The organism is Streptomyces sp. cg36 (assembly GCF_041080675.1).
Taxonomy (GTDB): Bacteria; Actinomycetota; Actinomycetes; order Streptomycetales; family Streptomycetaceae; genus Streptomyces.
The window spans coordinates 3,668,996-3,690,646 of record NZ_CP163520.1; the positions used below are offsets into that span (position 1 = coordinate 3,668,996).

Here is a 21,651-nt window from a genome sequence, read left to right on the forward strand (position 1 = left end):
GGCGGAGCCAGAGAACGGATCGCCAGCCGCGATGGCATTCAATCACTTACCAGCAGCCATGCACGACGCCTTGGGACCATTGTCCGTCACGCCAGTGACACACTCGGTGCCGATGGCCAGGAATCACCGCCCCAGAACACCCGCCAAGGGCACGGGTGAACGACCCGACCCCGGCACGGTCCTGCACCGGCTCGCCTCGGGAGCGGACCGGGCTGCGCGCATCACTCATACGGAGCACTTGCCCCCGCGTGAGGGCCGCCATGCAGTCTGGCCGCACCGCATCCGCCCAGAAGTGATCAACGCCATTCAGCGGACCGGAGTGGAGCATCCCTGGGTCCACCAGGCGACCGCCGCCGAGCACGCCCTGGACGGCGAATCCGTCGTGATCGCCACCGGAACGGCCTCCGGCAAGTCGCTGGCCTATCTCGCCCCCGTCCTCAGCACCCTCCTGGACGGCTCCGAGGCCCCCAACGGACGCGGCGCCACCGCGCTGTACCTGGCCCCCACCAAGGCCCTCGCGGCCGACCAGCGCCGTTCCGTCAAAGCCCTGGCCACGCCCCTGGGCAACGCCGTCCGGCCCGCCGTCTACGACGGCGACACCCCGGTCGAGGAACGCGAATGGGTACGCCAGTACGCCAACTACGTCCTCACCAATCCCGACATGCTGCACCGGGGCATACTCCCGTCCCACCCCAAGTGGTCCTCCTTCCTGCGCGCCCTGCGCTATGTCGTCATCGACGAGTGCCACACCTACCGGGGCGTCTTCGGCTCCCACGTCGCCCAGGTCCTGCGGCGCCTTCGCCGCCTGTGCGCCCGCTACGGCGCGAACCCCGTCTTCCTCCTCGCCTCCGCCACGGCGGCCGAGCCGTCCGTGGCCGCCCGCCGGCTGACCGGGCTGCCGGTCGTCGAGGTCGCCGACGACGCCTCCCCGCGCGGCGAGCTGGTCTTCGCCCTCTGGGAGCCGCCCCTCACCGACCTGCACGGCGAGAAGGGCGCCCCCGTCCGCCGCACGGCCACCGCAGAGACCGCCGACCTGCTGACCGACCTGACCGTCCAGGGCGTCCGCACGGTCGCCTTCGTCCGCTCCCGGCGCGGCGCCGAGCTGATCTCGGTGATCGCCCAGGAGCGGCTGTCCGAGGTCGACCGCGCCCTCGCCCGCCGCGTCGCCGCCTACCGGGGCGGCTACCTCCCCGAGGAGCGCCGGGCCCTGGAACAGGCCCTGCACTCCGGCGAGCTCCTCGGCCTGGCCGCCACGTCCGCCCTGGAGCTCGGCATCGACGTGTCGGGGCTGGACGCCGTGATCATCTCCGGCTACCCGGGCACCCGGGCCTCCCTGTGGCAGCAGGCGGGCCGGGCCGGGCGCTCCGGCGAGGGCGCGCTGGCCGTCCTGGTCGCCCGGGACGACCCGCTGGACACCTACCTCGTCCACCACCCCGAGGCCGTGTTCCAGCAGCCCGTCGAGTCGACCGTGCTCGACCCGGACAACCCGTACGTCCTCGCCCCGCACCTGTGCGCCGCCGCCGCCGAGCTGCCGCTCACCGAGGCCGACCTGGAGCTCTTCGGCCCGGCCAGCCCGGAGCTGATGCCCCAGCTGGAGGCCGCGAAGCTGCTGCGGCGCCGGGCGTCCGGCTGGCACTGGACCCGCCGCGAGCGGGCCGCCGACCTCGCCGACATCCGGGGCGAGGGGGGCCGCCCGGTCCAGATCGTCGAGGCGTCGACGGGACGGCTGCTCGGCACGGTCGACGCGTCCGCCGCCCACACCACCGTCCACGACGGCGCCGTCCACCTCCACCAGGGCCGTACGTACCTGGTGAAGCACCTGGACCTGGAAGACCCCGGCAGCTCGGTGGCCCTCGTCGAGGAAGCCAGTCCGCCGTATTCGACCGTCGCCCGGGACACCACCTCCATCTCCGTACTCGAAACCGACACCGAGGTCCCCTGGGGAGCCGGCCGCCTCTGCTACGGCTCCGTCGAGGTCACCAACCAGGTCGTCTCCTTCCTGCGCCGCAAACTCATCACCGGCGAGGTCCTCGGCGAGTCCAAGCTGGACCTGCCGCCCCGCACCCTGCGCACCCGGGCCGTGTGGTGGACGGTCACCGAGGACCAGCTGGACGCCGCCCGGATCAACCCGGAGATCCTCGGCGGCGCCCTGCACGCCGCCGAGCACGCCTCCATCGGGATGCTCCCGCTGTTCGCCACGTGCGACCGCTGGGACATCGGCGGCGTCTCCGTCCCGCTCCACCCGGACACCCTGCTGCCGACGGTCTTCGTGTACGACGGGCACCCGGGCGGCGCCGGGTTCGCCGAGCGCGCCTTCCACACCGCCCGGGAGTGGCTCACCGCGACCCGCGAGGCCATCGCCTCCTGCGAGTGCGAGGCGGGCTGCCCGTCCTGCGTCCAGTCCCCCAAGTGCGGCAACGGCAACGAACCCCTGCACAAGCGCGGCGCGGTACGGCTGCTCACGGAGCTCCTCCGCGCGGCCCCGGCCGATCCGGCGCCCGTCGCTGCCCCCGGAACCCCTGCGCCACCGGAGGCCACGGCGGCTCCCTCCGCTCCTGAACCGGCGCCGGGCGGCCAAGACGGCCGGTAGGACCCGTACGAGCCTCAGAGGGGCTGACAGGGCTGGCGAGCGGGGAAGGGGCGCGTGGGGCGCGAGGAGGGCAGGGGGAACCGGAGGCGTCGGGGTGTGGAGGGCTCCTAGGGCGCGGCGGCGGAGGTGAACGAGGCCGCGGCCGGGGCGGCCCGTCGTCCACCCCGGAGGAGCCAGCGGCGGGCTCCACAAGCCGGATCGGATCGGCGAGCTCCATCGGCCGGAGCGAAACGGCCTCCTCCGCGGGCCGGACCGGAACGCGGTACGAGGGCGAGGGCGAGGCCGGGACGTCGTACGGCGGCGGGACCGCCGGGCCCGCTCTGGCCCGGACCACCGGGGCGTACGGCCCGAACCTCGCCCGTACGGCCACATCCGCGATCTCCCCGTCCACGGCGCACCGCACCACCTCCCCGCCCTGGGCTCCGGCGACCCGCGCGGCGACGGCGCAGGCATCCGCTGTCCCCCAGAGCGCCCGGTCGGCGGCCGCCAGCGCGGCCATGTCCGCGGCGCCACCCGCGCGGTGCCGAGCCGCCACCGCCTGTCCGAAGGCGAGGACGCCCGCGAAGACCACGCACATCGCGGAGGCCGCCACGGCCACCCACACGGTCGCCGAACCCCGGTCCCCGCGTGGACGCCCGCTCCGCTCCGGGGATGAGGCCCAGGCGCCTGATCCCCGCCCGTCCTCGCGCACACGCCCGTCCCGCTCCCGGGATGAGGACCAAGCGCCTGATCCCCGCCGGTTCCCACGCGCACGCCCGTCCCGTCTCGCCACCACCTCCCGCACGCGCCCGGCCCAGCACACGACGAGGCATGAACTCCCGACCGTCCGAGCGGCGCGGGCCCTCCCCCGGAGCTGCACCCTCATGGTTCCTCCCCCACCGCGTCCTCGGCCAGGGCCGCCGCCTCCGCCTTGAGCGTCAGGGACAGTGCGCCGGGGCCCGGGGTCGGCGCCTCCACGCGTACGCGCCAAAGGTCGCCCGTTCGCCCGAGCGTGACCCGCGCGCCGTCCGGGGCCGCCGAGCGGGCGGCGGCCAGCACCGCCCCCTCGGTCTCGGACCGCGCCGCCGCGCGAGCGCCCACCCGTGCCGCGTCCACGCACTCGATCTGCCCGGCCGCCGCCATCAGCGCCCACAGCAGGGCCAGGGCGAACAGAGCGAGTGCCGGTATCACCACGGCCGCCTCGGCCGTCACGAAGCCGCGATCCCCCTTGAGGCCATCCCCTTCGAGCCGGGCCTCCGCAGTGCCGGGACCAGCGCGGCCGGCCGTGGCGAAGCCGCACTCAGAACTGGACATCCAGCGCCCTCTCCACCAGCGACTGGAGCGCCGAGGTGACGGCACCACTGGTCACGACCTTGTAGAGCACCGCCGCGAAGCCGCACGCGGCGATCGTGCCGACCGCGTACTCGCTGGTCGTCATCCCGGTGTCCCCGCGCACGCCCGACCTGACGCGCCGCATCCATGCCTTCATCGCAACCCCCATGTCCGTGCAACCTCCGTGTTCGTGTCCATGCCTGTGTCCGCACGTCCATCGCGTCCGTCGCGTCCGTCGCGTCCGTCGCGTCCGTCGCGTCCGTCATGCCTGTCATGCCTGTCATGCCTGTTGCTGCCGTCGACCTTCGTGTTCTCCCTTGGCCGCGCCGACGGGATCTCCGTCGCGCCGCCCTCGGCTCCTCCCCTCTCGCGTGCACTCAGCGCCCGAGCAGTCCGCCCGCCAGGCCGATCACCACCGGAGCCACACCGGCCGCCAGGAACGCGGGCAGGAAGCACAGGCCCAGAGGGCCGGTGATCAGTACGCCCGCGCGTCTCGCCCTGGCCGCCGTCGCCCGGGACCTCTCGGCTCGGCAGCGCTCGGCCACCCGCCCCACCGGGCCCGCCGCGGGCGCCCCCGAGGAACCGGCCCGCTCCAGACATCGGGCCAGCCCCGTCGCGCCCGGTATCGCCCCCAACCGCCCCCACGCCTCGGCCGGATCACCTCCCAGCCGCAACTCGGCGGCGATCTCGGCCAGCCGACGCCCCACCGGGCCGCCCAGCGACTCCCCCACCGCTTCGGCCGCCTCACGCGGGCCCGCACCGGCGGAGAGGCACGCGGCCAGGAGGTCGGCCGCGAGCGGCAGTTCGGGATCCACGTCCACGGCCCGACCCCGGCCGCCGTTCCCGGGCCATCCCGGGCCGCCCCTCCCGGCCCACCTCGGAACGCCCCTCCCGGCCCACCCCGGGTCGCCACTACCAAGCCGACCCCAGCCGCCGCTCCCGGGCCGAAGCCATCCCCCAGGCCCTGGCGCGAACCCTGAACGCGGCCCCGGCCCCGGCCCCCTGCGGGCCCCCGCGCCCGCACTCGCCCCCGCACCCGCCGGTATGCGCGAGCCAACCCCGCCCCGGATTCCTCCCGCAGCCGTGTCCCTTCCCGGCTCCGGCCGCCGTCCGCGCCGCCTCTGCCAGCGCCCGACCCCGTACGCCGCCACCAGCCCGACCAGCACCCCCGGCACTCCGCCGATCACCCCGTATCCGGCGGCAAGAACCCCCAGAGGCCCCCACCAGGCCCCCTTCACCCGCTTCTCTCCCCCCAGTGACGGCCCGTCAGGGAGCCCCGGGAGCACCCGCGCCCGCCACACGACCACAGCCCTCGACCGCGCCAGCGCACCCGCACCCGCACCCGCACCCGCATCCGCATCCGCACCCGCCAGCAAGGCCCCACCCCTGCGTCGGATCGAGCGCTCCCGTCGGCGGTCCGCCACTTCCACCACCATCCACAGGGCGAGCGCCACGAAGGCCGCCGTCACCCCCAGCCTGTGGAAAACCCCGGAGTGGGACACCCCGGGCAGAGCCACGGCGAGCCGCGCCAAGTCGAGTCCGGCCACATCAGGCCCGGCCACCGCCGGCCCGCCCGGTCCGGGCCCGGCTCCGGCGCCAGTCACGGCGAGCCCCACCCCCGCCGCACAGCCCCTCACCGCTTCTCCCCCGTCCGCGTGATCCGCGCCGTCCAGTACAGGCCCGCCGCCTCCAGGACCCCCGCGACGGCCAGGCAGCCGAGTCCGGCCGGTGTGTGGAGCAGTACGCGCAGGGGGCTCGCGCCCATGGCCGTGCCGAGCAGCAGGCCGAGAACGGGCAGCAGCGCCAGCAGCACGGCCGTGGTCCGAGGGCCCGTCAACTGGGCTCTCAGTTCCTCCCGCTGCTCCTGATCGGCGCGCAGCGCGGCCTCCAGGCGCTCCAGGCCCGCCGCGAGGCCGGCGCCGCCGTCCACCGCCACCTGCCAGCACGCGGCGACCCCGGCGAGCCCTTCCGCGCCCGGCTCGCGCGCGGCCTCGCGCAGCGCGCCGGGCACATCGCCGCCGAACCTCGCCGCGGCGAGCACCTGTGCCTCGGCCGCGCCCAGCGCCTCCGTGTCCAGGGCGGCCAGCGTCAGCGCCTGGCCGGGCTGCCGTCCCGCCCTCAGCTCCCCCGCGACCGCCCCGCACCACACGACGACCTCGTCACCCCGGCGCCACTTCGCCCGCTCCCGCTCACGGGCCCGCAGCCACCGCCCCACCAGCGGCACCGCGAGCACCCCGGCGGCCAACGGCAGCAGCGAGTCCGCGAGGACCGCCAGAACCACCGCGCCCGGCAGACACAGCCACTCCGGGCGGGCCCGACGGCGCAGCCGCTCCCACTGCCGCCCCCACAGCGGCTCCTCCGGTTCGACGGCCCCGCCCGCCAGCAACAGCCGTGTCCTGCGCGGCCCCTGGCCCCGCCCCACCGAGAGCCAGGCGGCGGCGAAGGCGCAGACGGCCGCCGCCGAGGCCGGGGAGAACGGCACGGTCGGGCCCGATGCGCTCCAACCCGTCACCACGCACCTCCGAGCAGTGTCCGCAGCCGGTCCCAGCCGCGCTCCTGCACAAAGCCGCCCACACCCCAGCGCAGCGCCGGAACGGCCACCACCAGGCCCGCCGGGTCGCGCTCCAGCACCCGGATCTCGGCGACCCGGCGCCGCCCGGCCCTGTCCCGTGCGAGATGGACCACCACCGACAGGGCCGCCGCCAACTGGCTGTGCAGGGCGGCCCGGTCGAGCCCGGCCGCCGTGCCCAGGGCCTCCAGACGGGCGGGCACGTCGGCCGCCGTGTTCGCGTGGACGGTGCCGCAGCCGCCCTCGTGGCCGGTGTTGAGCGCGGCCAGCAGGTCGGTGACCTCGGCGCCGCGCACTTCGCCCACGACGAGCCGGTCCGGCCGCATCCGCAGGGCCTGGCGCACCAGGTCCCGCAGGGTGACCTGGCCCGCGCCCTCCTGGTTGGCGGGCCGTGACTCCAGCCACACCACATGGGGGTGGTCGGGCCTCAACTCGGCCGAGTCCTCGGCCAGGACGATCCGCTCGCGCGTGCCGACGAGGCCCAGCAGGGTCGACAGGAGCGTGGTCTTGCCGGACCCGGTGCCACCACTCACCAGGAACGACGCCCGCGCTTGGATCAGCGCGCGCAGCACTCCTTCCCCGCCGGGCGGCACCGTGCCCGCCGCGACGAGTTCGTCCAGGGAGAACGCCCTGGGCCGCACCACTCGCAGCGACAGACAGTCCGCCCCGACCGCGACCGGCGCCAGTACCGCGTGCATCCGGGTGCCGTCCGGCAGCCGGGCGTCCACCCACGGCCGGGCGTCGTCGAGGCGCCGCCCCGCGACGGCCGCCAGCCGCTGGGCCAGCCTGCGCACCGCGGCCGTGTCGGGGAAGCGGACGTCCGTGAGTTCGAGCCCGGCGCCCCGGTCCACCCAGACCCGGTCCGGGGCGGACACCAGAACGTCCGTCACGGCCGGATCGGCCAGGAGCGGTTCGAGCGGGCCCGTGCCGACCAGCTCGGAGCGGAGCTTCTCGGCGCCGCCGAGGACTTCCGCGTCGCCCAGGAGGCGGCCCTGGGCCCGCAGCGCCGCCGCGACCCGGGCCGGTGTGGGTTCGGCGCCGCTCTCCGCGAGCCGTCGGCGCACCGCGTCCAGGAGCGGGCCGGGCGCGGCCCCCGCCAGGCCCCGTACGCCGTCGGAAGGTGTGCCCGTCGTCCCCGTGCTCATGCGACGGCACCTCCGGTCAGCGCCTGCTCCCAGAAGGCCGTGCAGAAGCGGGAGAGCGGTCCGCGCACTGCGCTGCCGGGCGGCAGGCCCTTCTCCACGCCTTCCAGCAGCCCGTGTTCCATGGGCAGTTCGCCCGCCAGGGGCAGGCCGAGCGCCGCCGCCACCCACTGTTCGTCGAGCCCCGCCGCGTACGGTCCGCGCACCACCGCGCGCAGGTCGCGGAGGACCATGCTCACGGAGGAGGCGACCCGGTTGGCCGCCGCGACCGCTCGCAGTTCGGCGGGGACGACCAGCAGGCCCAGGTCGAGCTGGGCCAGTGCCTCCGCCACCGAGTCGTCGACCCGCCTCGGGAGGTCGACGACCACCACTCCGCCGCGTCTGCGCCCGGCGGCCAGGACCGCCCGCATGGCTTCCGCCGGGATCGCCACCGTGTCCCCCCGGTCCCAGCTGAGGACCCGCAGGGCGTGGAGGTGGGGCAGCGACTCCTCCAGGGCGCCGCCTCCGACCCGGCCTCGGGAAGCGGCGAAATCCGGCCATCGTCTGCCCTCGGCCTGTTCGCCGCCGAGCAGCACGTCGATACCGCCGCCGAGCGGGTCGCCGTCGATGAGCATGGTGCGCCGGCCGGCCCGCGCGGCGGTCACCGCCAGGGCGCAGGCCAGCGTGGACGCCCCCGCTCCGCCCCGCCCGCCCATCACCCCGACCGTCAGCGCCTGCCGCCCCACGCCCTCCACGGCGTCCGCGATCCGGTCGACCAGCCACTGCTCGCCGTCGGGCAGCAGCAGCACGTGGTCGGCGCCGATCTCCACGGCGCGCTGCCACACGCCGGGGTCGTCCTGGTCGCGTCCGACGAGCAGGACTCCGCGCCTTCGCGCGGCGCCGCGCACCCGGGCGGCGGCGTCGTCCCCGACCAGGATCAGCGGCGCCCCCTCCCAGCCGGACCGGCGCTCGGGCACCGAGTGGTGCACCTCGGGCTCGGCTCCGGCGGCGGCGCACAGCCGCAGCAGATCGTCGAGCAATGCCTCGTCCTCGGTGACGATCAGCGGCCCGGCGCGCCGCCCCTCCGCACTCGGCGGCCGTTCGGAAGCCATGGGTCCGTCCATGATCTCCGCCCCCTCTCACTGCGATTCCTTGCGTCCGCGGATCTCGCGAACTGGAATCACGGTGGAGCGGTTCCGGAAATCAAGTGGATCTTGGTCAAAAACTGTGGACAACTCGCCGGTTGTGAATATTCCGTTCACCTATACCGGTGACTTCCGGAGCGCACCGGAACCATCACGCTGCGTGACGAGTCAGGACATGCAGAGGGGCCGGCCGATGCGGCCCGAGGGAGGGGAGATGGATCGTGTGCGACACCCGAAAATGCATCCGGACATGCGACGACCCCCGCCGGGGGGGAGAGCGGGGGTCGTCTCTCCGGCCGACTCGGGGGGGGAGGAGCCGGACCGGGTTAGCACGGTCGCGAACGATCCGTGACTTCCATGGTGTACCCGAGAGCCTTCTCAGGCAAACCCACACGCCCCAGCGTACGCCGAATGGTGGGCGCCTATGCTCGCCTTCGTGGAAAACCACTCCTTGCCGCGGACGGCCGCCTTCTTCGACTTGGACAAGACAGTCATTGCCAAGTCGTCGACTCTCACGTTCAGCAAGTCCTTCTATCAAGGGGGACTCATCAACCGGCGGGCCGTGCTGCGCACGGCCTACGCACAGTTCGTGTTCCTCGCGGGCGGCGCCGACCACGACCAGATGGAGCGGATGCGCGAGTATCTGTCGGCGCTCTGCAAGGGCTGGAACGTCCAACTGGTCAAGGAGCTCGTCGCCGAGACCCTCCACGACCTGATCGATCCGATCATCTACGACGAGGCCGCCTCCCTCATCGAGGAGCACCACACCGCCGGGCGGGACGTCGTGATCGTTTCGACGTCGGGCGCGGAGGTGGTCGAGCCGATCGGCGAGCTGCTCGGCGCCGACCGCGTGGTGGCCACCCGGATGGTCGTCGGCCCCGACGGCTGCTTCACGGGCGATGTGGAGTACTACGCGTACGGCCCCACCAAGGCGGAGGCCGTCAAGGAGCTGGCCGCCTCCGAGGGCTATGACCTGGCCCGCTGCTACGCCTACAGCGACTCGGCGACCGACGTACCGATGCTGGAGTCCGTCGGACACCCCTTCGCGGTCAACCCGGATCGGGCACTCCGGCGCGAAGCGGCCAATCGAGATTGGCCTGTTCTGGTCTTCAACCGGCCCGTCCGGCTCAAGCAGCGGCTGCCCGCGATCTCTATGCCGCCCCGCCCGGCACTGGTCGCGGCGGCGGCGGTGGGTGCGGCGGCGGCGACGGCCGGGCTCGTCTGGTACGCGAGCCGCCGGCGCTCGGCGGCCCTCGGCTGACCCGGCGGCACCGCCCCACCAGCAGCATCCCTTTTGTTCTGTTTGAACCTAAAAGTAAAGAAGTGCAGTCAGGGGTTCCGCTTCACCCCGTGCTGGAGTACAAATAAGGCAACGGCCCGCGAGACCTGGGACATCCGAGAGGATCACCTTCTACGCAACACGGCCCCACGGACCGAAGCATGGACATCGAGCACCCACGCGACGTCGACCCGTCGATTACGGGCCAGCCGCACCAGGTGACGGGCAGAAGTTCCCGACCTGATGGGCAACCTTCGAGGACGCTTGGTAACACGGTGAACATGCCAGCGGCGGTACCGATCCGGTACCGCCGCAACTCTTTTCCCGCGCCTTCCCCGCCCGCCGCCGACCTTGGCAGCTACGGCTACGCGGCGCCGCGCTGAAGCGCCTCGCACACGGCCGTCGACTCCCGTACACCGAGCTCGACCGAGCGTCCGCAGTGGGCGATCCAGGCGGCGACACCCTCGGGGGTCCCGGAGGCATAGCCGTCCAGCGCCGCCACGTACGCCGCGCGCCCCTGCTCCGCATGGCCCACCTCGGCCGGGCAGATCGACTTCGGGTCGAGACCGCTGCCGATCAGTGTGATCCGCTCGGCGGCCCGCGCCACCAGCCCGTTGTGCGAGCCGAACGGGCGCAGGGCGAGGAGCTCGCCGTGCACGATCGCTGCGGTGACCAGCGCCGGGGCCGAGGAGCCCGCGATGATCAGCTGGGACAGCCCCTCCAGGCGCCCCGCCACCTCGTCCGCGTCCGGCAGCGCGAGCTCGATCAGCGGCTCGTCGACCGCCTCGCCCCGCTGCCTCGGCCGCCCCACCGTGTCACCGGAGTCGGCAGCCGCCACCAGGTGCAGCCGGGCCAGCACCCGCAGGGGCGACTGCCGCCAGATGGAGAGCAGCTGGCCCGCCTCGGCGGTCAGCCGCAGGGCCGCACCGACCGTGCGCGCCTCGCTCTCCGAGCCGAAGTCGCTGCGGCGGCGCACCTCCTCCAGCGCCCAGTCGGCGCCGGAGAGCGCGGCGCTGCCGCGCGCCCCGCGCAGCGCGGCCTCCGAGGTGATCTCGTTGCTGCGCCGCCGCATGACGCGGTGCCCGTAGACCCGGTCGACGGCTTTGCGTACGGAGTCCACGGCGTCCGGGACGCCCGGCAGCGAGCCCAGGGCGACTAGCGGATCGGCGGCCGACGAGGCGTTCGTACTCATAAGTAAGGAGGCTACGCGCCCGTGGCCCACACCCCACCTTCGAGTGGTCTTCTTCACTCGCCACCCCCACATCGTGCTACCTCACGATTACCGTTGGTGAACATGAAGATCGCTTTCGTGGGCAAGGGCGGCAGCGGCAAGACGACGCTGTCCTCGCTCTTCATCCGCCATCTCACCGCCAACGAGGCCGCCGTGCTCGCGGTCGACGCCGACATCAACCAGCACCTGGGCGCCGCGCTCGGGCTCGACGAGGCGGAGGCCGCAGCGCTGCCCGCGCTCGGCGCGCAGCTGCCGCTGATCAAGGACTATCTGCGGGGCACCAACCCCCGTATCGCCTCGGCCGACACGATGATCAAGACCACCCCGCCCGGGCAGGGCTCGCGGCTGCTGCGGATCCGCGAGTCCAACCCGGTGTACGAGGCGTGCGCGCGGCGGGTGGTGCTGGACGACGGGGACATCCGGCTGATGGCGACGGGCCCGTTCACCGAATCCGACCTGGGGGTGGCCTGCTACCACTCGAAGGTCGGGGCGGTCGAGCTCTGTCTGAACCACCTGGTCGACGGGCCCGACGAGTACGTCGTCGTCGACATGACGGCCGGATCCGACTCGTTCGCCTCCGGGATGTTCACCCGTTTCGACATGACGTTCCTGGTGGCCGAGCCGACCCGCAAGGGGGTGTCGGTGTACCGCCAGTACAAGGAGTACGCGCGCGACTTCGGGGTCGCCCTGAAGGTCGTCGGCAACAAGGTGCAGTGCCCGGACGACCTGGAGTTCCTGCGCGACGAGGTCGGCGACGACCTGCTCGTCACGATCGGCCACTCGGACTGGGTGCGCGCGATGGAGAAGGGGCGCCCGCCGCGCTTCGAGCTCCTGGAGGCGGACAACCGGCTCGCCCTCCAGGCGCTCCAGAACGCGGCGGACGACTCGTACGAGGTGCGCGACTGGGAGCGCTACACCCGTCAGATGGTCCATTTCCATCTGAAGAACGCGGAGAGCTGGGGGAACGCGAAGACGGGCGCCGACCTGGCCGCGCAGGTCGACCCCGCCTTCGTGCTCGGGGAGCCGTTCGGCGAGCAGCTCGTCGAGGTCAGTGAGCCGCAGCCTGCTTGAGGCCGGGCTGCTGGAGCGGCTTGGCCGGCTGGGCCGGAACGGCGGGCTGGGCGGCCAGGAAGGCCGGCCAGCCGCCCTTCGGCGCCTCACCGACCTTCAGCTGGCGGAACTTGTCGAGCGTCGAGGGGTCCTGCGCGTCCAGCCAGTCGGCGAGCTGACGGAACGACACGCAGTGCACCTCGCGCTTCACACAGACCGTCTTGATCGTGTCCTCGACGGCCCGCATGTACGTTCCGCCGTTCCAGGACTCGAAGTGGTTGCCGATGATCAGCGGCGCCCGGTTGCCGTTGTACGAGCGGTCGAACGCCTGTAGCAGGCCGTCGCGCATCTGGTTGCCCCAGAACTCGTGCTGCTCGGCGTCGCCGGTCACCGCGCCCGACTGGTTCATGTAGAAGTTGTAGTCCATGGACAGCGTCTGGAAGGCGCGGCCGGGCACGGGGACCAGCTGCATGGACAGGTCCCAGATGCCGTTGTCGTTCTTCTTCGGCCACACCTGGTCGTTGACACCGCTGGTGTCATAGCGCCAGCCGAGCTGGCCGGCCGCCTGCACGAAGTTCTTGCGGCCCTCCAGGCAGGGCGTGCGACCGCCGATGAGCTCCTTGTCGTAGTCGAACGGCAGGGGCGCCTCCGCCTTGAGGCCGGAGTTCGACTTCCAGTTCTTCACGAACGACTTGGCCTGGGCGATCTCGCTCTTCCACTCGTCCACCGACCAGGTGCCGACGCCGCCGTCGTTGCCGCAGAAGTGGCCGTTGAAGTGGGTGCCGACCTCGTTGCCCTCCCGCCACGCGTCCCGCAGCTGGGTGACCGTGTCCTTGATGCCCTTCAGGTCGTTGAACCCGATGTCACTGCTGCCCGGGGAGTGCTTGGGGGCCGTGTACTGCTCACGCTTCTCTTCCGGGAGCATGTACACACCACTGAGGAAGTACGTCATGGTCGCGTTGTACTTCTTGCCGACCTCGCGGAAGTGGGAGAAGAGCCGCTGGCTGTCCTCGCCGGCGCCGTCCCAGGAGAACACCACGAACTGGGGCGGCTGCTGACCGGGCGCCAGCTTCTGGGCCCTGAGCAGGTGCGGCTGGAGTCCGGTGTACGCGGTGGACCCGTCGCCGATCAGGCGTACGGCACTCTTCGGCGCGGCGGCGGCGCCCACCGGCCGGGCCCCGGGCGCGCCCGCCTTGGTGGGGTTGCCGACGGAACATCCGGCGACGCCCGCGACCAGCGCGGCGACGACGGCCCCGGTCGCGATCCTCTTCGTGGCGGCCATCATCCGCCCACCCTCTTCCTGGAGAGCCAGAGATCCACGGATCTCTCGCACTGGATGCCATCAAATCGCCGCAAAAGTGACATGGAGGATCCGGGAAGACGGTGCGACAAGCCGCACGAAAAGCTGCTTATTCACCGTTGAGAGTGAATCGTTGACCTATTTGACCGAAAAGCGAAGCGCAGCCCTTTACTCTCCATTACGATTCATTTACCGAGAGTTGAGAATCCCGCCGCTGCACGCCGTGACCCACGGCCGCGACCCCACATCCGCGACCGCGCCGCCCCGGAGGAGACGGGAACCATGCCTGCCTGCGTCCCCACCCGCACCCAGCCACTCGCTCAACCAGACGGCCCGAACCAGCAGCACCCGCACCCCCCACCGGCCCGGAAAGGAGGCCGCCGCTTCAGAATCGCCGGATCCGATGTGTCCGCATCGCTCACCGTCTTCCTGCTCGCCGTCCCGATGTCGCTCGGCCTCGCCGTCGCCATCGACGCGCCGCTGGAAGCCAGCCTCATCGCCGCCGGAGTCGGCGGCATCGTCGCCGGACTGCTCGGCGGCTCACCGCTCCTTGTCAGTGGCCCCTCCGCCGGACTCACGGTGGTGTCGGCCGAGTTGATCCAGAATTACGGCTGGCGCACCACCTGCGCCATCACCGTTCTCGCGGGTCTGCTCCAAATCGCACTCGGCTCACTGAAGACCGCGCGCTCCGCGCTCGCCGTGAGCCCCGCCATCGTGCACGGCACCCTCGCCGGCATCGGCGCCGCCATCGCGCTCGCCCAGCTCCACATCGTCCTGGGCGGCTCCCCACAGAGCTCGGCCCTCGACAACGCCCGAGCACTGCCCGGCCAGTTGGCCAAGGTCGGCCCCGCCGCACCTCTGGTGGGAGCTCTCACCATCGCCGTGCTCCTGACCTGGCCGCGCCTTCCCGGCCGGATCGGCAAGGGGCTGCGGCGGATCCCGGCGGCGCTCGCCTGCGTGGTGATCGCCACCGCCGTCGCCGCCTGGGCCGCCCCCGGCATCGCGCGCGTCCAGCTCCCGTCGTGGGACGCGCACGTGCTGCCCGAGCTGCCCCACGCGCCGGTGACCGGGCTGGTCACCGCCGTGATCACCGTGACGCTGGTGGCCAGCCTGGAGTCGCTGCTGTCGGCCGTCGCCGTGGACAAGCTGGCCGCCGAGCGGTCCGGGGGCCTCGCGCCCGCCCGCGCCGACCTCGACCGGGAGTTGCGCGGGCAGGGCGTCGCCAACGCCGTCTCCGGGCTGCTCGGCGGGATGGCCGTCTCGGGCGGCGCGGTGCGCGCCAGTGCCAACGTGCGGGCGGGCGCGACCGGCCGTGCCTCCACCGTGCTGCACGGGGTGTGGGTGCTCCTGGCCGCCGGACTGCTGGTGGCCGTGCTGGAGTGGATCCCACTGGCCGCACTGGCCGCACTGGTGATGATGGTCGGCATCCAGATGGTGTCCTACGCGCACATCCGCAACGTCCACAAGCACCGCGAGTTCCTGGTGTACGGGGCGACGGTCGGCGGGGTGCTCCTGTCCGGCGTGCTCCAGGGCGTGGCCATCGGGATCGCGGTGGCCGTCGCCGTCGCCCTGCACCGGCTCTCGCGCACCCGGATCACGGTGCAGCGCCAGGACGACCACAGCTATCTGGTGCGGGCCCGCGGCCAGTTGACCTTCCTCGCCGTGCCGAGGCTGACCCGATCGCTCGCCCAGGTGCCCCAGGGGGTGAACACCGTGATCGAACTGGATGGATCATTCATGGACCACGCGGCGTACGAGGCGCTCCAGAGCTGGCAGGACGCGCACACCGCGCGCGGCGGCAGCGTGCGGACGACCGGGCGCGGCGGCGGGCGGATCGCCGAGCCCGCCTCCACCGCGCACAACTGCTGCCGGCCGTGGACGCCGTGGCGCAACCACCACTGCCACGACAAGGCGCCCGCGCCCAGGACACACGGCCACCAACTGGCCAGCGGGCTCAGCTCGTTCCAGCGCAACACCGCGCCGCTGGTGCGGGACGAGCTGGCACGGCTGGCGCGCGAGGGGCAGCAGCCCTCGCAGCTCTTCCTGACCTGCGCCGACTCCCGGCTGGTCACCAGCATGATCACGTCGAGCGGACCGGGGGATCTGTTCACCGTGCGCAATGTGGGCAACCTCGTGCCCCTGCCCGGCGCGGAGAGCAGTGACGACTCGGTGGCGGCGGCCATCGAGTACGCGGTGGAGGTGCTGCGGGTCGAGTCCATCACGGTCTGCGGACACTCCGGCTGCGGTGCGATGCAGGCGCTGCTGAACAGCACGCCGGACGACCCCCCGACGCCGCTGCGCCGCTGGCTGCGGCACGGGCTGCCGAGCCTGGAGCGGATGGCCAGCCGGCAGCACGCCTGGGCGCGGATCTCCGGGCGGCTGCCCGCCGACGCCGTGGAGCAGCTGTGCCTGACCAATGTGGTGCAGCAGCTGGAGCACCTGCGGCGGCACGAGTCGGTGGCGCGCAGGCTCGCCGAGGGGACGCTGGCGCTGCACGGGATGTACTTCCATGTGGCCGAGGCCCAGGCGTACTTGCTGTCCTACGACGACGTGCAGGAGGTTTTCGAAGGGGTGGGACCGACCGTGCTGGAGGAGTCCCGTACCTGACGCGGTACCGGCCGCCCCGTCCCGCCCCCGACCGCGCCGGGGCGGGGCCGCCATCGCGTACGCGGCAGGGCCCGCACTCACGACACGCCGACACCCCGATCCCCCTACAGGTCTAAACCAATTTTCGGGAGACTACTTGTCACCCGGCGATTGGCCTGATGAGCTATGGGCCGGGACACATAGGCACATAGGACGCCCTGGGAAAGGGAGATGTCGTGAGCAACGAAAGCCTGGCCAACCTGCTCAAGGAGGAGCGGCGGTTCGCGCCGCCCGCCGAGCTGGCCGCGCGCGCCAACGTGACGGCGGAGGCGTACGAGCAGGCCAAGACGGACAGGCTGGGCTTCTGGGCCGAGCAGGCCCGGCGCCTGACCTGGGCCACCGAGCCGACCGAGACGCTCGACTGGTCGAACCCGCCGTTCGCGAAGTGGTTCGCCGACGGCCGGCTCAACGTCGCGTACAACTGCGTGGACCGGCACGTCGAGGCCGGGAACGGCGACCGGGTCGCCATCCACTTCGAGGGCGAGCCCGGCGACAGCCGCGCGATCACCTACGCCGAGCTGAAGGACGAGGTCTCGCGGGCCGCCAACGCCCTGACCGAGCTGGGCGTCCGGGCCGGCGACCGGGTCGCGGTGTACCTGCCGATGATCCCCGAGGCGGCCGTCGCGATGCTGGCCTGCGCCCGTATCGGCGCGGCGCACTCGGTGGTGTTCGGCGGGTTCTCGGCCGACGCCGTCGCCTCCCGCATCCAGGACGCCGACGCCAAGCTGGTCATCACCGCGGACGGCGGCTACCGGCGCGGCAAGCCGTCGGCGCTGAAGCCCGCGATCGACGAGGCCGTGGCCAAGTGCCCGCAGGTCGAGCACGTACTCGTGGTGCGGCGCACCGGGCAGGAGACGGCCTTCACCGAGGGCCGGGACGTGTGGTGGGACGACATCGTCGCGCGGCAGTCCACCGAGCACACCCCGCAGGCGTTCGACGCCGAGCACCCGCTGTTCATCCTGTACACGTCCGGGACGACGGGGAAGCCGAAGGGCATCCTGCACACGTCCGGCGGCTATCTGACGCAGGCCGCGTACACCCACCACGCGGTGTTCGACCTCAAGCCCGAGACCGATGTGTACTGGTGCACCGCCGACATCGGCTGGGTGACCGGCCACTCGTACATCGTGTACGGGCCGCTGGCCAACGGCGCGACGCAGGTCATGTACGAGGGCACGCCGGACACCCCGCACCAGGGGCGGTTCTGGGAGATCGTCCAGAAGTACGGGGTGACGATCCTCTACACGGCGCCGACGGCGATCCGTACGTTCATGAAGTGGGGCGACGACATCCCCGCCAAGTTCGACCTGTCGTCGCTGCGGGTGCTCGGGTCGGTGGGCGAGCCCATCAACCCCGAGGCGTGGATCTGGTACCGCAAGCACATCGGGGCGGACAAGTGCCCGATCGTGGACACCTGGTGGCAGACGGAGACCGGCGCGATGATGATCTCGCCGCTGCCCGGCGTCACCGAGACCAAGCCGGGTTCGGCCCAGCGCGCGCTGCCGGGCATCGCGGCGACCGTCGTGGACGACGAGGCGCACGAAGTCCCCAACGGGGGCGGTGGATACCTGGTCCTGACCGAGCCGTGGCCGTCGATGCTGCGCACCATCTGGGGCGACGACCAGCGGTTCATCGACACGTACTGGTCGCGCTTCGAGGGCAAGTACTTCGCGGGCGACGGGGCGAAGAAGGACGAGGACGGGGACATCTGGCTCCTCGGCCGCGTCGATGACGTGATGCTCGTGTCCGGGCACAACATCTCCACGACCGAGGTCGAGTCGGCTCTCGTCTCGCACCCGTCGGTCGCCGAGGCGGCGGTCGTCGGCGCGGCCGACGAGACGACCGGGCAGGCGATCGTGGCGTTCGTCATCCTGCGGGGTTCGGCGGCGGAGTCCGACGGCCTCGTGGACGAGCTGCGGGCGCACGTCGGCGCCACGCTGGGGCCGATCGCCAAGCCGAAGCGGATCCTGCCGGTGGCGGAGCTGCCGAAGACCCGTTCGGGGAAGATCATGCGGCGACTGCTGCGGGACGTCGCCGAGAACCGGGAGCTCGGGGACGTCACGACGCTCACGGACTCGTCCGTGATGGATCTGATCCAGACGAAGCTGCCGGCCGCGTCCAGCGAGGACTGAGCGGGGAGTGTGCGCAGGGGCCCGGCCGCGCGGTGCGCGTGGCCGGGCCCGGCGTTTTTCCTGCCCGCCCCGGGCCACCGGCGCGGGGGCCGCACCCCGCTGGGCGTACGCATCCGGGGCCCCGCCCCCCCGTTCAGCCGCGGCTGCCACGGCGGGTCCGGGCGGGCCGGGCGCGCCATTGCCCGCGCCCCTCCCCCCACTTCCACATATCGTAAAAATCAACCGGAACCATCCCACCCCGCACCCGGGTAAAGAGTTAGGTAAAGTAAGGACCCGCGTCAATGGCGCGACAAGAGGGACCCAGGTGCGCCGGGAAGTCTGGTCGGCAACGTGCTCGTCATGCCCGCCGAACCGACCGGAGGTCACCCCGTGGTCGCGCCCGTGAACCGTCAGGACACCAGCAGGAAGTTCCTCGGACGGCTCTCCCTGCCCGAGCGGAACTTCGTCGCCGACGCGCTCCGCGCCGAGACCGTCGGCGGTGTGCTGCTGCTGGTCGCCGCGATCGCGGCGCTCATCTGGGCCAACACGTTCGGCGGGAGCTACGCCGATGTGCGCGGGTACCACGTGGGGATCGGCGCCCTCGGACTCGACCTCTCGCTCCAGCACTGGGCGGCCGACGGCCTGCTCGCCGTCTTCTTCTTCGTCGCGGGCATCGAGCTCAAACGCGAGCTGGTCGCGGGCGAACTGCGCGACCCCAAGGCCGCGGCCCTGCCGGTGATCGCCGCGATATGCGGAATGGCCGTGCCCGCGCTCGTGTACACGCTGGTCAACACGGTCGGCGGCGGGGAGATGGACGGCTGGGCCGTGCCGACGGCCACCGACATCGCCTTCGCGCTCGCGGTGCTGGCGGTGATCGGGACCTCGCTGCCGTCCGCCCTGCGCGCCTTCCTGCTGACGCTCGCCGTGGTCGACGACCTCTTCGCCATCCTCATCATCGCCGTCTTCTTCACCAAGGAGATCGACTTCGCCGCGCTCGGCGGCGCCGTCGTCGGCCTCGCGGTCTTCTGGCTGCTGCTCCGCAAGGGCGTACGCGGCTGGTACGTGTACGTACCACTGGCGCTGGTCATCTGGGGCCTGATGTACAACAGCGGCGTCCACGCCACCATCGCGGGCGTCGCCATGGGCCTGATGCTGCGCTGCACCCGGCGCGAGGACGAGGAGCACTCCCCGGGCGAGCACATCGAGCACCTGGTGCGACCGCTGTCGGCCGGGCTCGCCGTGCCGCTGTTCGCGCTGATGTCGGCCGGTGTCGGCATCACCGGAGGCGCGCTGGCCGAGGTGTTCACCCGGCCGGAGACGCTCGGTGTGGTGCTCGGTCTGGTGGTCGGCAAGGCGGTGGGCATCTTCGGCGGCACCTGGCTGGCCGCCCGGTTCACCAGGGCGGAGCTGAACGACGACCTGGCCTGGCCGGACGTGTTCGCCGTGGCCACGCTCGCGGGCATCGGCTTCACGGTCTCGCTGCTCATCGGCGAGCTGGCCTTCGACGGCGACGGCGCGCTGACGGACGAGATCAAGGCCGCCGTCCTGATGGGCTCGCTCATCGCGGCCGTACTGGCCACGGTCCTGTTGAAGCTGCGCGTACGCCGCTACCGGGCGCTCGTCGAGGACGAGGAGCGCGACGAGGACCAGGACGGCATCCCGGACGTGTACGAACAGGACAATCCGGCCTACCACCTGCGGATGGCCGACATCTACGAGGCGAAGGCCGCCGAGCACCGCCGCCTCGCGGAACTGGCGGGGGCGGGGAGCGACGAGGGCGGCCGTCCGGCATGATCTGACATCTGGACCGGAGAAGGACGTCTGGGCCGGAGATGACGGGACCGGAGAAGAGAAGTGGGAGTCAGCGAATGAGCGACCCGAGCAACACCGCCGGCGCCGAGCGCAGCCTCGGTCAGCTGGTCGCCTCGGCGACCGCCGAGATGTCCGCGCTGGTGCACGACGAGATCGCGCTCGCCAAGGCGGAACTGCGCCAGGACGTCAAGCGCGGCGCGATCGGTGGCCTCGCCATCAGTACGGCGGGGGTGCTCGTGCTGTTCTCGCTGCCGGTGCTGAGCTTCGCGGCGGCGTACGGGATCCACAACCTGGGACTCGGCCTCGCCTGGTCGTTCCTGATCGTGGGCGGCGCGTTCCTGCTGCTCGCGGGGCTGCTCGCGCTGCTGTCGGTGGCGAAGTTCAAGAAGGTCAAGCCGCCGGAGAAGTCCATCGCCTCGGCCAAGCAGACCGCCGCCGTGCTCGGGGGCGTCAAGCCGCATCCCCGCCCGGTCACGGACCAGGCCCCGGCTGTGGCACGCTCGTCTGCATGAGCGCAGCTGATACCGGTACCGGCGCCACGGGCAGCCCTGGCGGCAATGGCAGCCCCGTCCGCATCGATGGTCCCTGGACACACCGGGACGTGGCCGCCAATGGTGCGCGCTTCCACATCGCGGAGCTCGGTGACGGCCCGCTGGTGCTGCTGCTCCACGGCTTTCCGCAGTTCTGGTGGACGTGGCGGCACCAGCTGACGGCCCTGGCGGACGCCGGGTTCCGGGCGGTCGCGATGGACCTGCGCGGCGTGGGCGGCAGCGACCGCACGCCCCGGGGTTACGACCCGGCCAACCTCGCTCTGGACATCACCGGGGTCGTACGGTCGCTCGGCGAGCCCGACGCGGCCCTGGTCGGGCACGACCTGGGCGGCTATCTGGCGTGGACGGCGGCGGTGATGCGGCCCAAGCTGGTGCGCCGGCTGGCCGTCTCGTCGATGCCGCACCCCCGGCGCTGGCGCTCGGCGATGCTCTCGGACGTGGCGCAGTCGCGGGCCGGTTCGTATGTGTGGGGCTTCCAGCGGCCGTGGCTGCCGGAGCGTCAGCTGGTCGCGGACGACGCGGCTCTGGTGGGGCGTCTGATGCGGGAGTGGTCGGGTCCGGTCGCGCCGGAGGAGGAGGCCGTCGAGGTCTACCGGCGCGCGATGACGATTCCGTCCACCGCGCACTGCTCGATCGAGCCGTACCGCTGGATGGTGCGGTCGATGGCACGGCCGGACGGCATCCAGTTCAACCGCCGGATGAAGCGGCCGGTACGGGTACCGACCCTGCATCTGCACGGTTCGCTCGACCCGGTGATGCGGACGCGCAGTGCGGCGGGCTCCGGCGAGTACGTCGAAGCGCCGTACCGCTGGCGGCTGTTCGACGGGCTGGGCCACTTCCCCCACGAGGAGGACCCGGCGGCGTTCTCGGCGGAGCTGGTCAACTGGCTGAAGGATCCCGAGCCGGACCGCTGAGTCACCCGTACGGGTGAGCGC

16 protein-coding genes and 1 pseudogene are annotated in these 21,651 nt (G+C 72.6%); 8 read left to right on the forward strand and 9 right to left on the reverse strand.

Going from position 1 to position 21,651, the window contains the following annotated elements; translation table 11 throughout:
- Nucleotides 1-31 precede the first annotated feature (31 nt).
- A complete protein-coding gene (locus AB5J87_RS16285; RefSeq protein ID WP_369377419.1) occupies nucleotides 32-2,590 on the forward strand; it encodes a DEAD/DEAH box helicase in 2,559 nt (852 codons plus the stop codon).
- Between the two features lie 322 nt (nucleotides 2,591-2,912).
- On the opposite strand, the pseudogene AB5J87_RS16290 reads toward AB5J87_RS16285, so the two are convergent.
- The 7 genes and pseudogenes from AB5J87_RS16290 to ssd all read right to left on the reverse strand — a co-directional run.
- A pseudogene (locus AB5J87_RS16290) lies at nucleotides 2,913-3,455 on the reverse strand (Rv3654c family TadE-like protein); the annotation flags it as partial.
- Nucleotides 3,452-3,883 carry a TadE family type IV pilus minor pilin gene (locus AB5J87_RS16295; protein WP_369377421.1) on the reverse strand — a complete coding sequence of 144 codons (432 nt, stop codon included), beginning with the start codon at nucleotides 3,881-3,883 and terminating at the stop codon, nucleotides 3,452-3,454. The pseudogene AB5J87_RS16290 and the gene AB5J87_RS16295, both read right to left, overlap by 4 nt.
- Nucleotides 3,870-4,070 (reverse strand): DUF4244 domain-containing protein, encoded by a 201-nt coding sequence (locus AB5J87_RS16300; protein ID WP_369377423.1) that lies wholly within the window; start codon nucleotides 4,068-4,070, stop codon nucleotides 3,870-3,872. Before AB5J87_RS16300 ends, AB5J87_RS16295 begins: the two co-directional genes overlap by 14 nt.
- Nucleotides 4,071-4,278: 208 nt before the next feature.
- Nucleotides 4,279-5,052, reverse strand: a complete 774-nt coding sequence (locus AB5J87_RS16305; protein ID WP_369383549.1) for a type II secretion system F family protein — start codon at nucleotides 5,050-5,052, stop codon at nucleotides 4,279-4,281.
- A gap of 482 nt (nucleotides 5,053-5,534) precedes the next feature.
- The gene (locus AB5J87_RS16310; RefSeq protein ID WP_369377424.1) at nucleotides 5,535-6,413 is read right to left on the reverse strand and encodes a type II secretion system F family protein; all 879 of its coding nucleotides are present in this window, start codon (nucleotides 6,411-6,413) and stop codon (nucleotides 5,535-5,537) included.
- The gene (locus AB5J87_RS16315) at nucleotides 6,410-7,615 is read right to left on the reverse strand and encodes a TadA family conjugal transfer-associated ATPase (protein ID WP_369377425.1); all 1,206 of its coding nucleotides are present in this window, start codon (nucleotides 7,613-7,615) and stop codon (nucleotides 6,410-6,412) included. The genes AB5J87_RS16310 and AB5J87_RS16315 overlap by 4 nt, the downstream gene beginning before the upstream one ends.
- On the reverse strand, nucleotides 7,612-8,715 hold the full coding sequence (ssd, locus tag AB5J87_RS16320; RefSeq protein ID WP_369377426.1) for a septum site-determining protein Ssd: 1,104 nt from the start codon (nucleotides 8,713-8,715) through the stop codon (nucleotides 7,612-7,614). Before ssd ends, AB5J87_RS16315 begins: the two co-directional genes overlap by 4 nt.
- Nucleotides 8,716-9,160: 445 nt before the next feature.
- On the opposite strand from ssd, the gene AB5J87_RS16325 reads away from it, so the two are divergent.
- Nucleotides 9,161-9,997, forward strand: coding sequence for an HAD family hydrolase (locus tag AB5J87_RS16325; protein ID WP_369377427.1), 837 nt, complete (start codon nucleotides 9,161-9,163; stop codon nucleotides 9,995-9,997).
- A 382-nt stretch (nucleotides 9,998-10,379) separates the two neighbouring features.
- Here AB5J87_RS16325 and AB5J87_RS16330 read toward each other — a convergent pair whose 3' ends face one another.
- Nucleotides 10,380-11,207 carry an oxidoreductase gene (locus AB5J87_RS16330; protein ID WP_369377428.1) on the reverse strand — a complete coding sequence of 276 codons (828 nt, stop codon included), beginning with the start codon at nucleotides 11,205-11,207 and terminating at the stop codon, nucleotides 10,380-10,382.
- Nucleotides 11,208-11,309: 102 nt separating this feature from the next.
- Between AB5J87_RS16330 and AB5J87_RS16335 the strand changes: the two genes are divergently transcribed.
- Nucleotides 11,310-12,317 carry an ATP-binding protein gene (locus AB5J87_RS16335; RefSeq protein ID WP_369377429.1) on the forward strand — a complete coding sequence of 336 codons (1,008 nt, stop codon included), beginning with the start codon at nucleotides 11,310-11,312 and terminating at the stop codon, nucleotides 12,315-12,317.
- Here the strand turns inward: AB5J87_RS16335 and AB5J87_RS16340 are convergent.
- The gene (locus tag AB5J87_RS16340; RefSeq protein WP_369377431.1) at nucleotides 12,295-13,581 is read right to left on the reverse strand and encodes a hypothetical protein; all 1,287 of its coding nucleotides are present in this window, start codon (nucleotides 13,579-13,581) and stop codon (nucleotides 12,295-12,297) included. The genes AB5J87_RS16335 and AB5J87_RS16340 overlap by 23 nt on opposite strands.
- A 297-nt stretch (nucleotides 13,582-13,878) precedes the next feature.
- On the opposite strand from AB5J87_RS16340, the gene AB5J87_RS16345 reads away from it, so the two are divergent.
- The 5 genes from AB5J87_RS16345 to AB5J87_RS16365 all read left to right on the forward strand — a co-directional run bounded on the left by AB5J87_RS16345 (nucleotide 13,879) and on the right by AB5J87_RS16365 (nucleotide 21,630).
- Entirely contained in the window at nucleotides 13,879-16,203 is a 2,325-nt protein-coding gene (locus tag AB5J87_RS16345; protein ID WP_369377432.1) for a SulP family inorganic anion transporter, read from the forward strand.
- Between the two features lie 215 nt (nucleotides 16,204-16,418).
- Nucleotides 16,419-18,374: an acetate--CoA ligase gene (gene acs, locus AB5J87_RS16350; protein ID WP_369377434.1), complete on the forward strand. Its 1,956-nt coding sequence runs from the start codon at nucleotides 16,419-16,421 to the stop codon at nucleotides 18,372-18,374.
- A 339-nt stretch (nucleotides 18,375-18,713) separates the two neighbouring features.
- The gene (nhaA, locus tag AB5J87_RS16355; RefSeq protein ID WP_369377435.1) at nucleotides 18,714-20,147 is read left to right on the forward strand and encodes a Na+/H+ antiporter NhaA; all 1,434 of its coding nucleotides are present in this window, start codon (nucleotides 18,714-18,716) and stop codon (nucleotides 20,145-20,147) included.
- Between the two features lie 74 nt (nucleotides 20,148-20,221).
- Nucleotides 20,222-20,677: a phage holin family protein gene (locus tag AB5J87_RS16360; protein WP_369377437.1), complete on the forward strand. Its 456-nt coding sequence runs from the start codon at nucleotides 20,222-20,224 to the stop codon at nucleotides 20,675-20,677.
- The gene (locus AB5J87_RS16365; protein WP_369377438.1) at nucleotides 20,674-21,630 is read left to right on the forward strand and encodes an alpha/beta fold hydrolase; all 957 of its coding nucleotides are present in this window, start codon (nucleotides 20,674-20,676) and stop codon (nucleotides 21,628-21,630) included. The genes AB5J87_RS16360 and AB5J87_RS16365 overlap by 4 nt, the downstream gene beginning before the upstream one ends.
- Nucleotides 21,631-21,651: the final 21 nt, after the last annotated feature.